The 14,606-nt window shown below is 39.0% G+C and carries 15 protein-coding genes; 9 read left to right on the top strand and 6 right to left on the bottom strand.

Features of this window, described 5'->3' with window-relative positions:
* Positions 1 to 264: 264 nt before the first annotated feature.
* The gene (locus tag C509_RS0111755) at positions 265 to 768 is read left to right on the top strand and encodes a hypothetical protein (RefSeq protein ID WP_018707131.1); all 504 of its coding nucleotides are present in this window, start codon (positions 265 to 267) and stop codon (positions 766 to 768) included.
* 288 nt (positions 769 to 1,056) lie between these two features.
* Here the strand turns inward: C509_RS0111755 and C509_RS0111750 are convergent, their stop codons facing one another.
* The 6 genes from C509_RS0111750 to C509_RS0111725 all read right to left on the bottom strand — a co-directional run bounded on the left by C509_RS0111750 (position 1,057) and on the right by C509_RS0111725 (position 5,586).
* Positions 1,057 to 2,157: a DUF4179 domain-containing protein gene (locus tag C509_RS0111750; protein ID WP_018707130.1), complete on the bottom strand. Its 1,101-nt coding sequence runs from the start codon at positions 2,155 to 2,157 to the stop codon at positions 1,057 to 1,059.
* Positions 2,154 to 2,720 (bottom strand): sigma-70 family RNA polymerase sigma factor, encoded by a 567-nt coding sequence (locus tag C509_RS0111745; RefSeq protein ID WP_018707129.1) that lies wholly within the window; start codon positions 2,718 to 2,720, stop codon positions 2,154 to 2,156. The genes C509_RS0111750 and C509_RS0111745 overlap by 4 nt, the downstream gene beginning before the upstream one ends.
* Before the next feature lie 139 nt (positions 2,721 to 2,859).
* Positions 2,860 to 4,059: an MFS transporter gene (locus C509_RS0111740; protein WP_051088694.1), complete on the bottom strand. Its 1,200-nt coding sequence runs from the start codon at positions 4,057 to 4,059 to the stop codon at positions 2,860 to 2,862.
* A gap of 15 nt (positions 4,060 to 4,074) precedes the next feature.
* Positions 4,075 to 4,479 carry a MarR family winged helix-turn-helix transcriptional regulator gene (locus C509_RS0111735; protein WP_018707127.1) on the bottom strand — a complete coding sequence of 135 codons (405 nt, stop codon included), beginning with the start codon at positions 4,477 to 4,479 and terminating at the stop codon, positions 4,075 to 4,077.
* Positions 4,480 to 4,639: 160 nt separating this feature from the next.
* A complete protein-coding gene (locus tag C509_RS0111730; RefSeq protein WP_018707126.1) occupies positions 4,640 to 4,942 on the bottom strand; it encodes an AAA-type ATPase lid domain-containing protein in 303 nt (100 codons plus the stop codon).
* A gap of 176 nt (positions 4,943 to 5,118) precedes the next feature.
* The gene (locus C509_RS0111725; protein ID WP_018707125.1) at positions 5,119 to 5,586 is read right to left on the bottom strand and encodes a C40 family peptidase; all 468 of its coding nucleotides are present in this window, start codon (positions 5,584 to 5,586) and stop codon (positions 5,119 to 5,121) included.
* Positions 5,587 to 5,996: 410 nt separating this feature from the next.
* Here C509_RS0111725 and C509_RS0111720 point away from each other — a divergent pair, with 410 nt between their 5' ends.
* The 8 genes from C509_RS0111720 to C509_RS0111685 all read left to right on the top strand — a co-directional run bounded on the left by C509_RS0111720 (position 5,997) and on the right by C509_RS0111685 (position 14,557).
* Positions 5,997 to 7,076 carry a sugar ABC transporter substrate-binding protein gene (locus tag C509_RS0111720; protein WP_018707124.1) on the top strand — a complete coding sequence of 360 codons (1,080 nt, stop codon included), beginning with the start codon at positions 5,997 to 5,999 and terminating at the stop codon, positions 7,074 to 7,076.
* A gap of 109 nt (positions 7,077 to 7,185) precedes the next feature.
* Positions 7,186 to 8,679 carry a sugar ABC transporter ATP-binding protein gene (locus C509_RS0111715; protein ID WP_245542468.1) on the top strand — a complete coding sequence of 498 codons (1,494 nt, stop codon included), beginning with the start codon at positions 7,186 to 7,188 and terminating at the stop codon, positions 8,677 to 8,679.
* A gap of 3 nt (positions 8,680 to 8,682) precedes the next feature.
* Positions 8,683 to 9,666, top strand: a complete 984-nt coding sequence (locus tag C509_RS0111710; protein WP_018707122.1) for an ABC transporter permease — start codon at positions 8,683 to 8,685, stop codon at positions 9,664 to 9,666.
* A 23-nt stretch (positions 9,667 to 9,689) separates the two neighbouring features.
* The gene (gene mtnK / locus C509_RS0111705; protein WP_018707121.1) at positions 9,690 to 10,913 is read left to right on the top strand and encodes an S-methyl-5-thioribose kinase; all 1,224 of its coding nucleotides are present in this window, start codon (positions 9,690 to 9,692) and stop codon (positions 10,911 to 10,913) included.
* On the top strand, positions 10,906 to 11,958 hold the full coding sequence (gene mtnA, locus C509_RS0111700; protein WP_018707120.1) for an S-methyl-5-thioribose-1-phosphate isomerase: 1,053 nt from the start codon (positions 10,906 to 10,908) through the stop codon (positions 11,956 to 11,958). The genes mtnK and mtnA overlap by 8 nt, the downstream gene beginning before the upstream one ends.
* Positions 11,959 to 11,990: 32 nt before the next feature.
* Positions 11,991 to 12,791: a DeoR/GlpR family DNA-binding transcription regulator gene (locus C509_RS0111695; RefSeq protein ID WP_018707119.1), complete on the top strand. Its 801-nt coding sequence runs from the start codon at positions 11,991 to 11,993 to the stop codon at positions 12,789 to 12,791.
* 25 nt (positions 12,792 to 12,816) lie between these two features.
* Positions 12,817 to 13,461 carry an L-fuculose-phosphate aldolase gene (locus C509_RS0111690; RefSeq protein ID WP_018707118.1) on the top strand — a complete coding sequence of 215 codons (645 nt, stop codon included), beginning with the start codon at positions 12,817 to 12,819 and terminating at the stop codon, positions 13,459 to 13,461.
* A gap of 268 nt (positions 13,462 to 13,729) precedes the next feature.
* The gene (locus C509_RS0111685; RefSeq protein WP_018707117.1) at positions 13,730 to 14,557 is read left to right on the top strand and encodes a glutamine ABC transporter substrate-binding protein; all 828 of its coding nucleotides are present in this window, start codon (positions 13,730 to 13,732) and stop codon (positions 14,555 to 14,557) included.
* Positions 14,558 to 14,606 lie beyond the last annotated feature (49 nt).

The following is a 14,606-nucleotide window of genomic DNA, read 5'->3' as shown; positions in this document are numbered from 1 at the left end:
CTCCTTTATTCTTTTGGTAAATGTATGTAAAGTTTAACAGGAAGATGATGCGCATGTACAGAATAAAAAGCGGAAAGAGGGAATAGGTTCCTTCTCAATTGCTTACCGCGTCTTCTTTTACCCTTCCTAACAACAGGCGCTTACTCTGATAAATAAGCATTTTTGCAAATCTAAGACTTAGGGCCGAATATAATTTATGCTTTCGATGATATCATGAGTAATATTGTTTAGGATCAAGCAGCCTAGATGGGAAAGGTGGATAACATGAGAATTTTGACCAGATATTTTTTGCTCTTTATTTTGGTTGTGTCAGCGCTGGTTGGCTGTAATACATCTAATTCTTCTGAAGCGAAAGATACTGTAAATAGAGAGAAAAATCAGGAATCGGGTATGCAAGAGAATATTAAAGACATCGCAAAAGCTCAGAAAGTCGAGGTTCATTCTGCAGACAACGGCACCGTATTAAAGACCATGTCGGAAAAAGCGGATATCGAAGAGTTTATAGAGAGTCTAAAATTAGACGGATGGGAATATGCCTCTGATTTACCTAAAGATGCCGAAAAACAATATGAATATGTTTTTTCCATTGAAGATACCACCAAGCTGGGTGAGAGAAAAGAGAAAAAGCCCTCGTTACATGAAGTTGCACGGCTCATTACATTCAAAGATATACCTTATGTGACATTGAAGGTCTCTTTGATCAAAATAGACATGAAAGTCCCGGACGATGTTGCTGAACAATTGAATAGTTCATTTTCCAAGCAATAAGTAGAGGAATCTTAATACTCGCAGGTTGTATGGTGAGATTTAGTAATTAACATTCTTCTTATTGTTAGAGAGGGATTTTCAATGGAAGAGGAACGGCAGTAGAACATTCTGCCCATCAGTTGAGCTCTCTACAGTCCAGAGTATTTGATGACCGGCGAGATGCTTTAAAGTTACCAAAGATGTTTACAACTCAGTTCATTGTATTGTGATTTTACGTAGTTACAGTATCTGAATCTCGGAAATTTAAAGAAGCTGTTACGGAAACTTTCCGTAACAGCTTTTTGTGAGTTATTTCAGTTGAACAATGATATCTTCCAATACAAATGCTTCATTACCTTTACCAGACTTTGAAGGAATCTGGACCTCCGTCGTTTCCTCCGCTGTAACTTCTGACCCGCCAAAATTCTCAGAAGTATATTCATGCATCTCCACATGAGGTGTAATAATCAGCCTTGTTGCATTTGGATCGAGCTTTTCGAACGTCTTGTTCCAGTTCATATGATAGCCTTCGCTGTCACCTAATCCTCCATTCCTTTCACCGGAATAATGATTGCCTAGATCATCTTTTATGGTAATATCCGCGTCTACTGTATGCCATTTCTTTCTCATTTCTTCAGAAACTATCTGATCGTAATAAACGGTAAAGGATATTGGTGTGGCGGAAACTTTTCCTACACTTACCTTTACTCCATCTTGTTCAACGCTTTGACCGATAATTTGTGTGTCTTTTGCAAGAGCATCTAACGTAAGAGCAAAATTCCAATTGCCTTTTATATCTTTGTTAGTGGGAAGCAGGATACGATCAATCTCCCACTTTACCTTTATGTGATCTTTTTCCTCTTTGTCAAATATACTCGAGGTGATTAAACCTACATACTGATTTTCGTCCACCTTTGAAATTTGATAAGTTCCTGTACTGCCGGACGTTCCTTTTATATCGAGGGGGCCCTCCAGGAAAGGATCATCGCCCAGATCGCGGCCACTTTCCAGTGAAAAGGTTAATGACACTGTTTTTCCGTCATATACGGCATCATTGATGGTTACTTTAATGCCGTTGCTTTCCTGCGATAGGTTCATCTCGGTGGAGTACTCCTTATAATTTTCATAAAGGCCAGTTCTTCCATTATCCAAGAATCTGAAAATATCACCTATTACTGGAATGTTGCTAGCATAGGTAGGGAATGTCAATCCAAAAATTGTAACTGATAAAACGGTAACAATGGCAGCAGCCCCAACATCCCTTATCCACTTTTTCGTTTTTTTCTTTTGTCTAATGGATTGCTTAACGGCCTTTTTGATTCGAGCCTTTTCCCATTCACTGACTTCCATTTCCTCAAATTCATTTACATCTATATCGACATCATTCAATAATTCATAAATATCCTTCATACGGTACTACCTCCCAGGTTTAAATTGGCTGCTTTTGTATGAAGTTTCTTTTTCCCGCGATAAATCCGGTTATCAACTGCCGCTCTTGACAGGCCAAGTCTTTTGGAAATTTCATCTGTTTTGAAACCGAGGAAAAATTTCATGACAAAAATGTCTCGGTCTACAGGTTCCAATTGATCGATTAACTCAATTATTTCCTTTTTGTTTTCTGCTTCGATCAATTCGTCCTCAACGGATTTTTCCTTGTTCAAGTCCAAATGAGTGGAAGCAAACTCTTCTTTTTTTCGTGCTTTTCTGTAATAATCAATCGATTTATACTTGGAAATGGCACAGACCCATTTTTGGAAATCTGTTGCGTCTCCATGGAATTTCCCGGAATGACTCCATATCGACAGAATCACATCATTGATACATTCTTCCATGATTCCGTCGTTTCCAAGTGGAGAAAGAACGTTATAAGTGATCCCCTTTATTAATGGTAAATATTTATCAACTATAAACTCTAATGCATCTTCTTTTTGACGTTGCAATCTTCGGATGAAATTATTTTCATTTGACTTCATCTCTGATTCTCCTTACGTTTTTGTAAAAGCTTTTACACCTTATACAACGTATGTAAAATGATTTTCTCTCATTTTTAAATAATCTGCCATTAAATAAGTAAATCACACAAAAAAACGGACCCATTATTGGTCCGTTTCTCTAAAAACTCTCCACTTCCTTTTCTTTAATGGCGTCCGCCGCTTTTCCGCCTTGTTTATTTGGCTTTAAAATCATAAGCAATATGAATACACAGCAAACGAGCGCACTGGAAATCAAATAAATCGATTGATAGCCATTGGCTGCGGCGATGATTCCGAAAATGTACGATCCTAAAGCGATTCCGCCATCAAAGAAAGTATAAAACGTTGCTGTGGCATATCCGCTTCGTTCTATAATGGTGGACTGGATGGCAAGCGTCTGCATGCTCGGTACCAAAGAGCCGTATCCAAGCCCGATGAAGCCTCCGGCGATCAAAAATGTAGCAGCTGAATGAGTATATGCCAGAATGATTAACCCAACGATGAATAAAATCAATCCGGGATAAAGGACGTATTGAGGTCCTTTCAGATCAAACAATCTGCCTGTGAACGGCCTTGCAAGGAGCATGACAGCCGCAAAGACGAGGAAGAAGGCACTCGTCATACCTAATAGATTTTTTCCTTGGGCATAGATGGATAAATAAGATAAAATGCTCGCATATGAAAGTCCGGTCAGGCATGCGAGAATCCCGACAGGAACGGCTTTTTTTTCAAATAAGTCATTAAAAGATAATTTTCTCTTGGTTTTGTTTCCATTCTGTTGTTTATGGGCAGGCACCATCAAAGAAAAAAGTGCTCCTGTCACCATTAAAAAGCTAAGAATGATAAACAGTAAGTCGAAGGAGTAGGCCTGTATAAGCGAAAGGGCAATCAGCGGTCCAAGAACAACCCCAAGGTTTGTCGACATGGTAAAATAACCAAGACCTGTCCCTCGGCGTGCTGCCGGTACAAGATCGGCCGCAATAGCCCCACATGCTGTCGTCACGATACTGAATCCGATTCCGTGCAGAAAGCGGAGGACAAGAAGCCAGCTAAACGGATCGATAAAAAAATAAAGAATGGTGCAAAGCAAATATAAGACGAGGCTGATCCGAAGCATCCTTCTTTTTCCTGCCAAGTCCAATATCTTTCCTGTAAACGGGCGTATGATGATGGCCGAGAGCAGAAAGATCGACATCAGCAGGCCGGCTTCCTGATCTGTCTTGTTTAAGAGGCCTGTAGCATAAAGCGGTAAGGTTGCAGTTAATCCATAGAACACAATAAAAACGGATAAATTCGTACAAAACAAACTCATGAATGATTTCGTCCAAATTGGCTGCATTTTTTGCAACTATCATCATCCTTCCACATCTAGTTTCTTTAGCAGCTCCATTAAGAGAGTTTGCTCTTCTTCGGTCAAATTTTCCATTGACCTCTGTTCAAACCGTTCAATTGATACTTTAATATGAGGCAAGCGGGTTTCCGCATATTCGGAAAGCCGGACCATTTTCTCCCGGCGGTCTTTTCCTAAATCAGTTTTTAACCAGCCAAGCTCTTCCAACCGTTTCACTGTTCGCGTAATGGTCGGAGCCTCTACGTTCAAATATTTCCATATATCCGTCAGCGTCATTTCTCCATGTTGATGAACGCAATATAAAACTGTCCACTGGGATGTGAACAGGTCATGATCTTTTAATACGTTGTTCAACTGTTTGCTCAAAAGACGCGTCCTTTGAAAAATCTCGTGAATCACGGGATTCACCGAAATGCCCCCCTCTTTATTTACCTAGGTAATTAACTTAACCATTATACTTCGTAAGGCGAAATATGTAAAGGGCTCAGAAGGTGTTTCTCCGCTTTGTCAATTTTTTGAAACAAAAGTGGCAATCCAAAACGGATTGCCAGATCTCACGATAAGGATTTTATTTTCCAAGCCTGGAGTTCTGTACCATTTTCTTAAGATTTACGTTATTGGAATCTTGTTCTACTTGTGTAATCCGGAAGGGAAGGTGGTAGGGCTCAAGGGTTTGCTCAGAAACGGAAACAATTAAATTCTCAACCATATTCCTTAATTCCCGAACGTTTCCTGGCCAATGGTAGGCTGCCAAATATCTGATGGTTTCTATTCGCTTGTTCCGTAATACGATTGTCTGGTTCTTCTCAAAATCTGTATCGACGGCGAAGCGGTTCGAGTTTAACTCGGCTGTTTCCATTCCTTTTGTCAATTCACTCTTTATTTTACCGATTGATCTATAAATTCTTCCCCAACCTGCGAGGGTCTACATTAAAAAGACTCCCAACACTAGCTGTCAGTTTTCAGAGGTGAAGGTGTGCATTTTATTCAATAAAAAACAGACAGCGAGAACTTGAATCCTCGCTGTCTGTTTTATTGAAAAGGGGCTTATAGTACCCTTCTTGCTCCTGCATATTTGGATTTCCAATAATACGGATCATTGATGGATGTAATAGATACACCTTTTCCTGCAGAATGGATAAATTTATTTTTTCCTACGTAAATTCCAACGTGTGTAACTTTTTTCTTAGAAGTTGTTTTAAAGAATACCAGGTCTCCGGCTTTCAAGTTCTTTTTGCTGACAGATTTTCCTTTTTTAAATTGCTCAGCTGCCGTTCTTGGAAGTTTGACGTTCTTTTTCTTAAAAGTATAGGACGTAAAGCCTGAACAGTCGAACCCTTTTGGCGTCGTTCCACCATACTTGTATTTAACGCCCAAGTACTTTTTACCCTCTTTTACAATAGCTGCCCCTGATGGTTTGCTTGCTGCACTAGCGGTATCTATAGGTTGAGTGATCACTGCAGCGAATGTGATAACGGCGAATAATGAAATAATAGCTTTTTTTAACATCGTCATTCTAGCACTTTCCCCCTGGCACTCCAACATTTTCTTGTTTATGTAGATATAGCATATCACGACAAATTGTGACTTTGTTTTTCAGTTGTGTAACAAATGTATTACGAGATGTATCGAAATAGGTGGAGTGTATAAGAAATAAGACTTATTTGATTGAGTGACTATCGACGTTAGCAACTTTTGTTTCATTAAGCTGTATATTAAAAAAATATTGACTATTTGTTAATAAGTGTTAATATGTTGTTAATTAAAAACATTTTATATCATTAAAAATGTTTTTATATGTTTTTAAATGAAAAAGTTTAGTTATTTTGGATGAGTTTCCAAAGTGAAGGAGGTCATTGATAGTCAAAAAGTCTAATGAAGTCGGACAGATCATCACTATTCATATAATTGAGGGGGATAATTAGGTGAGGAAAAATTTCTTGTTATTTTTATTGTTGGTATTAGTGATAGCAGGCTGCGGCAGTAAAGAGAACACACAGTCCAAGCCAAAAGAAAAAATTGAAGGTGTACCGGAGAGTGTTCAGGGCGACGTTAAAGTAGCTGTAATCAGGAACCTTCCTTCAGATGACCATACAAAGCAATTCTTAGATGGAGCCAGAAGTGAAGGAGAAGGTTTAGGTTTTAAAGTAGACACATTTATTTCTGACGGAGATGATGCAAAGTTTCAAAATCTTGTTTCACAAGCCATTCAGAAAGGTTACGATGGGCTCGTTATTTCTCACGGTAAAGAATCGTATTCATACGACATGATTAAACCAGCCATAGACAAAGGCATAAAAGTAGTAACATTTGATACCGTTGCTGTTAAAAACGGTGAAAAATTGGAAGGGGTTACATACACTGCTCAAAATGACCATAAGCTGGCCGAGCTTAGCCTCGACGAGGTTGCCAATTATTCAAAAGATGGGAAGCCAGTTAATGTCATTAAATTATGGTTTGGAGGATTACCTCCTCTTGATAGCAGAGAAGAGATTTATAAAAAATATGAAAAAGAAGGCAAGATTAAAACGTTAGAAACGATTGGGCCGTCCAATATGCAAAATGTTCAAGGGGATATTGCCTCTGGTGTTAGCTCAATCTTAAGCAAGTACCCAGAAGGAAAAGTGGATGTTATTTGGGGATCTTGGGATGAAATGGCAAAAGGAGGATTCAAAGCGCTTAAAGATAATAAACGGTCTGATATTAAATTGGTCTCAATCGATATCTCCAATCAGGACATTAACATGATGTTGGAAGAGGGGAGCACGTGGGAATCTACAGCTGCTGTTGACCCCTACTTAATCGGTGTAATGAATATGCGTTTGTTAGCAAAGAAGATTGCAGATGAAGATACACCGGAAACATATGCGCTTGAACCGAAATTGATTAAAAAAGAAGATTTGTCGTCTGAAACGACGATGGATAGTTTGGCTGAAGTGATCGAAGGTTGGGGAGAGTCCGATGATTTCAACGAAGATTGGATGAAAAAGCTCAGAGAAAATTAATTATTGGAAAAGGAAGAATAAGCCATTCTTCCTTTTCTGCAGCCCACAGACTTAGAATCAAATCTGAATAGGTGAGTGTATGGCAAAAGCTGAAAAAATATTATTGAAAATGGAAGATATCAATATAGAGTTTCCAGGAGTAAAAGCATTAACAGATGTTCATTTTGAAATGGAAACAGGTTCCATCCGCGCATTAATTGGAGCAAATGGGGCAGGTAAATCAACCTTAATGAAAGTTTTGTCAGGTGCCTATAATCATTACACCGGTAAAATTTTCTTTAATAATGAAGAAGTCACTATTAAAACTCCAAAAGACGGAAAGGATCTTGGGATTGATATTGTTTATCAGGAAGTGGATACAGCCCTTATCCCCCATTTGACAGTGGGTGAAAATATAATGCTAGATATGATCGTTAATGACATGGGCAAAAGACAAATAGTCAATTGGAGAAACATACATTCTGAAGCCAATGAGATTTTAGAAAGGCTGAATATAAAGATTGATACGAAAATAACCGTATCCGAACTAGGTTTATCAGATAAGCAAATGGTTTTAATAGCAAGAGCTATTGTAAATGAAAGGAAATTTTTAATCCTTGATGAGCCGACAGCTCCTTTGAGCAATAGGGAAACAAAAGAACTTTTTAGGATTGTAAGGGACTTGGCTGAAAATCAGAATATTGGTGTAATATTCATCTCTCACAGGCTTCCCGAGCTTTTTGAAATCTGTGAAGACATTACCATTATGAAAGATGGAAAGGTTGTGACAAGCCAGCCTATTAGCAATTTAACGACCCAGCAAGTTGTTGAACTGATGTTAGGTAAGACATTTGAAGAAGAATTCACCAGGGCTGACAGACAAATAGGAAACGAGATTTTATTTGAGATAAATAGTTTGAATGATAAAGAAGGAAAAGTAAATGACGTAAGTCTCCATGTAAGGAAAGGTGAAATTGTCGGGATTGCCGGTCTAGTGGGCGCAGGAAAAACTGAGTTGTGCAAAACAATTTTTGGTGCCCGTCAAATAGAATCCGGATCTGTCAAGCTATATGGCAAGTCTTTGAACATAAAGGCACCCCATCATGCTGTAAAACAAGGACTAGCATTGGTTCCGGAAGAGCGGCGAAAGGAAGGGGTTCTTGTGGATGAGCCCGTCTACACGAATCTCACTGCGGCAAGCTTGAACAAATATACAAAGACCACGGGTGTTTTACAACCGATGTTAGAAAGAAACACGGCTCAGAAAATGATTGGATCGCTAGGTATTAAAACCCCGAATGAGAGACAGAAGGTATCTTTGCTCTCCGGAGGGAATCAGCAAAAGGTTGCTGTCGGTAAGTGGTTGTTATCGAATGCAGAAATCTATATTTTTGATGAACCGACAAAGGGGGTCGATGTGGGCGCCAAAAAAGAGATTTTTGATTTGATTAGTGACCTGGCAAATGATCAAAAAGGCGTGATATATGCTTCTAGTGAACTATCAGAAATAATGGCCATTACAGACAGAATCTATGTCATGTATGATAACCGTGTCGTTAAGGAATTAGAAACAAGGGAAACGACTGAAGAAGAAGTTATGTATTATTCAACTGGGGGAAATTAATCAATGGAAAAAAGTTTAAAGAAGAGACCCCTTTCCGTTCTTCAATCCATAAACAAATGGGGTACTATCATTGCCATTGTAGTTTTACTTGCCTTTTTTACGGTAATTATGCCGGATATATTTTTAACGAGTTCTAATATTATCAATATATTAAGAAGCATTTCTATCGTGACTATTATTGCGATCGGCTTGACCGTGTCATTATCAGTTGATGGTTTCGATCTATCGATAGGATCGTCTGCCACACTCTCCAGTTCCTTGATTGTTTCATTTTTTGTATGGTACAACTTACCGGCAGGTATTGCCATTCCTCTAGCCATTGTTCTTACATTGATCGTTGCACTGATTAATGTGTTGTTGATTGTAAAAATAAAAATTCCAGATCTGTTCGCTACATTGTCGACAATGTTCATTTTTGAAGGCGTTGCCATGACATATACTGGCGGCGGTTCCATCAGTGAGGGGATGCCAAGACTGGACGGCTCCCCAACGGAAGGGAAGCTTCCAGTTGTTTTTGACAAGATGGGCGAGACTCCGTGGATAATCATCATCATGATTTTGGTCGTCATGATTGTTCATGTGTTTTTGAACCATACAAAGCACGGCCGCTATATGTATATGATCGGAGGAAATATAGAAGCTGCACGGTTATCCGGAATTCCGGTCAATCGGTATAAAACTTTGGCATATGTCATCTCGACTTTATTTGCTGCTCTTGGAGGAATTATATTAGCTTCCTATCTTGGATCTGCACAAATTAACTCAGGGGCTGGATACTTGATGCCGGCAGTTGCTGCAGCATTTATTGGATCCTCTTTCGCCGGGAACGGGAAACCAAATGCTATTGGTACTTTTATAGGTGCTGCTTTGGTAGGGATTCTTGAAAATGGACTCGTTATGATGTCAGTCCCATATTATTCTCTCAACATAGTAAAAGGTATGGTATTGGCTCTTGCTCTTGCTTCAACTTATTACAATCGTAAATAAAACGAAGGGGAGGAACTGTGAGGATGTCCCGGTTCAATCAATATTTCTTAATGAAGGAAAAAGATGTAGTGGATTTTGTTTTAGAGAAAGTTGATTTTTTTGATAGTAAAAGTCATTTAACGTGTGCTGAAATTGGAGACGGGAATCTAAATTATGTGTATCGCGTCTCAGACAAACAATCAGATAAATCATTGATAGTAAAGCAGGCGGGGCATACAGCCCGAATCTCGGAAGACATTACACTTTCCACAAACAGGAACAAGATAGAATCAAACGCCCTTATCATCCATGGAAAGTATGCTCCCGGACTTGTTCCGAAAGTATACCTCCTCGATGAAGTGATGAGCTGTTGTGTAATGGAAGATTTATCCGATCATCTCATTTTAAGAGAGGGCTTTTTAAAGCATGAGATATACCCATTATTTGCAGAACATATTACCTCATATATGGTAAAGACACTTCTTCCCACAACCGATGTTGTCATGGAACATAAGCAGAAGAAACTTCTGGTTAAGGAGTTTATTAATCCGGAACTTTGTGAAATTTCCGAAGATCTTGTTTATACAGAGCCGTTTAATAATTACCATCACCGAAATGAAATCATCGTTGAGAACAAAGATTGGATTATCCGGGAAATCTATCATGATAATGAATTGCACCTTGAGGCTGCTAAACTGAAATTTGAGTTCATGAACCATGCTCAAGCTCTAATTCATGGAGATCTCCATACCGGGTCGATTTTTGCAAAAAAGGACTCCACTAAAGTGATTGATCCTGAATTCGCCTTTTTTGGACCTATTGGATATGACACTGGTAATGTCGTTGCGCACCTGATTTTTGCCTATATCAATGGAGATACATATCACAAAGGGGAATTTCTTGACTGGGTAGAAAAGACTATTATAGAGGTAATAGACTTATTCAAGGTAAAATTCAGCCAAGAGTGGGATGGTTCTGTAACTGAATTGTTAGCGAAGGAAACGGGATTCAAGGAATGGTATCTGGACCATATTTTAGCAGATACAGCCGGAGTTGCCGGACTTGAAATCATAAGAAGGATAGTGGGGCTTGCCAAGGTAAAGGATATCACTTCAATTGAGGATACTGACAGCAGAGTGCGGGCTGAACGCATTTGTTTAATTTTAGCAAAAAATTTAATAAAGAGAAGAAATGAATTTAAAGCAGGCAGTGATTATACAGAAGCATTGCATCAGGCTATTGGCGAGGTGAAGGTGAAAAATGAGTGATCAGCTTTTAACGATTGAATGGAAAAATAATAAACTTGTTCTTTTAGATCAAACAGTTTTGCCCAATGAAATCATATATAAAGAGTATGATTCAACGGAAGGTGTCTGGGAAGCCATTCGGACAATGGTGGTCAGAGGAGCTCCTGCAATTGGCGTAACCGCTGCCTATGGGTTATATCTGGGAATTAAAGATGCGCCTGAATCCTCTTTTGAGGATTTCCGGAAGACCCTAAAGGAAAAATCCGAACTATTGGCTACTTCAAGACCCACAGCTGTAAACTTGTTTTGGGCTCTTGAACGAATGGAGAATATCGCAGAAACAAATAAAGGTTTACCTGTAGCTGCACTTAAAGAGACTCTGCTTAAAGAAGCGAAAGCCATTCATAAAGAAGATGAAGAAATCAATAGAAAAATTGGAGAAAACCTTTTATCTTTACTAGAGGATGGCATGGGAATTCTAACACATTGCAATGCAGGTTCTTTGGCTACAACTAAATATGGAACAGCAACGGCTCCCATCTATTTAGCTAAGGAAAAAGGATGGAACTTTAAAGTATATTCAGATGAAACACGGCCAAGACTTCAAGGATCTACCTTAACAGCATTGGAACTCCAAAAGGCCGGAATTGATGTTACAATAATTACGGATAGTATGGCAGGTGTAGTAATGTCCCAAAATAAAATTGATGCCATTATTGTTGGTGCGGACAGGGTTGCTGCAAATGGAGATGTAGCAAATAAAGTGGGAACATTAGGAGTCTCGATTCTTGCCAAATATTATAATATTCCATTTTATGTAGCAGTGCCAACTCCAACTATTGATTTAAAAACTAAATCGGGAAAAGATATTCCAATTGAGGAACGGGATCCCGAAGAAGTCATCAATTTATTTGGAAAGTGGACAGCATTAAAAGACAGTAAAGTATATAATCCTGCTTTTGATGTCACTCCTGCGGAAAATATTACTGCCATTGTCACCGAAAAAGGAATTGTGAGAGCTCCTTATAAGGAGAACCTGCTAAAAATATTTAATGATTTTTATTGATTATCTAACCAAGATAGGATGAGCAATAGAAAATGGTAACTTTACCTAGTGCGCGCAGAGACGAGATTGTAAACATATTAAAATCAAAAGATTATGCAGAGATATCCTACTTAAGTCAAAAATTCTCTGTTTCAGAAATGACTATTCGCAGGGATATAGATAAATTGGAGAAGGAAGGAAAAGTATTAAAAGTTTATGGCGGGGTTCGGTTGAAAGAAATCCGGGAAAAAGAACATGAAGGATCCATTGAGGAGAGGAAAGGCAGAAATAGTCTTGAGAAAAGATTCATTGCCTTGGAGGCTGTAAAATTTATAGAAGATGGAGATGTCATTGCTTTTGATGCGAGTACAACCGCTTTGGAATTAAGCCGTCATATCAAATTCAAGAAAAAGGTGACGGTAGTTACGAACAATATCAATATAGCGGTTGAGTTATCCAGTGATCCGGATATAACAATCATATTACTCGGAGGGTTTCTAAGAAGGACATCCCTGTCAGTATTCGGCTCTTCAATCTCCAAGTATTTGGAATCTATATACATTGATAAGGCATTCATCTCCTGCAAATCTTTAAATTTTAATGATGGAGTTACAGACAGCCTCATTGATGAAGGAGAAGCGAAGCAAGCCATTATTATGCGCTCCACCTATCTATATTTATTGGCGGACCATACTAAAATAAATACAATTGCTTTCTTTAAAATTTGCCCAGCAGAAAGTGTAAATACGTTAATTACGGATGAAGTCGTTCCTTTTAACGAGGAGCAGCAAAAATGCCTAGAACAATACCGGGAAAATGGTACAAACGTAATCATAGCAAAACAATCCAATTAAATACTTGTATAGGGAGGCCGCCCAATTGATTATGGAACAAGAGAGGCGGGACATCGTCGAATACTGTAACAGACTGTTATCCAGCGGTCTAACAAAAGGTACAGGGGGTAACATCAGTATCTTTAATCGACAGAAGCAATTGATGGCTATTAGTCCCAGTGGAATCGAGTATGACACAATGAGGCCTGAAGATGTTGTGGTTCTTGACCTGGAGAATCGGATCGTTGATAGTCAACGAACGCCGTCAAGTGAGTTAGAGATGCATTCGATCTTTTACAGAAAGCGTACAGATATAAATGCTGTTGTACATACACATTCTGTGTTTGCCAAAACTCTTTCAGCACTGAGATGGAGTCTTCCGGCAGTGTCATATCTTGTGGCTTATGCTGGAAAAAATGTCAGGTGTGCCGAATACGCGAGTTTTGGAACAAAAGAACTGGCAGAGAATGCCTTTAAAGCAATGGATAACAGAAAAGCGGTTCTTTTGGCAAACCATGGCTTATTGACCGGAGCACATGATATTAAAAATGCTTTTAATATTGCGGAGGAAATTGAATTTTGCGCCGAAGTATACTATCGTGCCAAATCGATAGGGGACCCTGTAATATTAGAGGATGAAGAGATGATGCATATGGAAGAGAAATTTCAAACGTATGGCCAAAAGTATTAATGGTGCCTATTAGAAACCGTAGAGGAACGATGTTTTCTCTACGGTTTTTAATATATCTATTGAACAATTTTTTAGCTTCCATAGGCACTTTCCAAGCCGCATTTCGGAAAAAGAGCAAGCAATATAGCCCTAAAGTGCCACGAACTGCCTCATAAGACAGATAATACTATAATTTGAGAAATATAGGCACTTTTCTAAAAAGATAAACTTTGATATAGTTAGCATAATCATGAAAACACTTACAAGACGGAAAAGGGGGAGTACGGTCATGGAAATAAAGAAAAGAAGTCTCTGGGGAATTTTGTTGATTGCTATGATGTTTGTCCTAGCCGCATGCGGCGGTGGAGGGTCTGAAAGCACAAGCGGAGGTTCAGACAACGCCGACAAGGAAAGTGAAAAAAGCGGAGATGGCGGTTTGAAAGATACATATACGGTTGCAAGTGACACCTCTTTCGTACCTTTTGAGTTTAAAGAAGATGGAGAATATGTCGGATTTGATATCGACTTGATCAATGCAATCGCTGATGAAGTCGGTTTTGAAGTCAAGCTGGAGACAACAAATTTTGACGGAATCATCCCAGGTTTGCAGACGGGATCTTTTGATATTGCCATTGCCGGCATCACTATTACGGATGAACGTAAGAAAACAGTTGATTTCAGTGACCCGTATTACGATGCAGGCCTCAGGATCGGTGTTGCCGTTGATAATAAAGATATTAACGGAATAGAAGATTTAAAAGAGAAAACGGTTGCAACAAGGCTCGGGTCTACAAGTGCGGATTATATAAAAAAGAATATCGAGGGAGCGAAAGCCAGCCAGTTCGAACAATTGGACCAAGCGTATTTGGCTGTTGAAAATGGCAGTGCCGATGCAATTCTCTATGACTCTCCCAATGTAGCTTATTATATCCGGACCAAAGGGGAAGACAGCCTAAAGATGGTTGGAGATCTGTATCAAGCTGAGCAATACGGAATTGCCTTCGCTAAAGGGCAGGACGAACTTGTAAGCAAGGTCAACGAAGCTTTGGCTTCATTAAAAGAGAGTGGAAAATATGATGAAATCTATGAAAAGTGGTTTGGCGAAAAACCTGAATAAGACGTGATTCTGCAGTAAAAAGGGTGTAACTGCTATTGTTACACCCTTT

Origin of the sequence: Siminovitchia fordii DSM 16014 = CIP 108821 (assembly GCF_000374565.1) — a bacterium.
Taxonomy (GTDB): domain Bacteria; phylum Bacillota; class Bacilli; order Bacillales; family Bacillaceae_C; genus Siminovitchia; species Siminovitchia fordii.
The sequence above is the reverse complement of the archived record's forward strand: the minus strand, read 5'-3'. Positions and strand labels throughout refer to the sequence as shown.

Coding starts and splice junctions, on each gene's coding strand:
- C509_RS0111755 (WP_018707131.1), top strand. CDS start 265: ATGAGAATTTTGACCAGATATTTTTTGCTCTTTATTTTGGTTGTGTCA.
- C509_RS0111750 (WP_018707130.1), bottom strand. CDS start 2,157: ATGAAGGATATTTATGAATTATTGAATGATGTCGATATAGATGTAAAT.
- C509_RS0111745 (WP_018707129.1), bottom strand. CDS start 2,720: ATGAAGTCAAATGAAAATAATTTCATCCGAAGATTGCAACGTCAAAAA.
- C509_RS0111740 (WP_051088694.1), bottom strand. CDS start 4,059: ATGCAGCCAATTTGGACGAAATCATTCATGAGTTTGTTTTGTACGAAT.
- C509_RS0111725 (WP_018707125.1), bottom strand. CDS start 5,586: ATGACGATGTTAAAAAAAGCTATTATTTCATTATTCGCCGTTATCACA.
- C509_RS0111715 (WP_245542468.1), top strand. CDS start 7,186: ATGGAAGATATCAATATAGAGTTTCCAGGAGTAAAAGCATTAACAGAT.
- C509_RS0111710 (WP_018707122.1), top strand. CDS start 8,683: ATGGAAAAAAGTTTAAAGAAGAGACCCCTTTCCGTTCTTCAATCCATA.
- mtnK (WP_018707121.1), top strand. CDS start 9,690: ATGTCCCGGTTCAATCAATATTTCTTAATGAAGGAAAAAGATGTAGTG.
- mtnA (WP_018707120.1), top strand. CDS start 10,906: ATGAGTGATCAGCTTTTAACGATTGAATGGAAAAATAATAAACTTGTT.
- C509_RS0111695 (WP_018707119.1), top strand. CDS start 11,991: ATGGTAACTTTACCTAGTGCGCGCAGAGACGAGATTGTAAACATATTA.
- C509_RS0111685 (WP_018707117.1), top strand. CDS start 13,730: ATGGAAATAAAGAAAAGAAGTCTCTGGGGAATTTTGTTGATTGCTATG.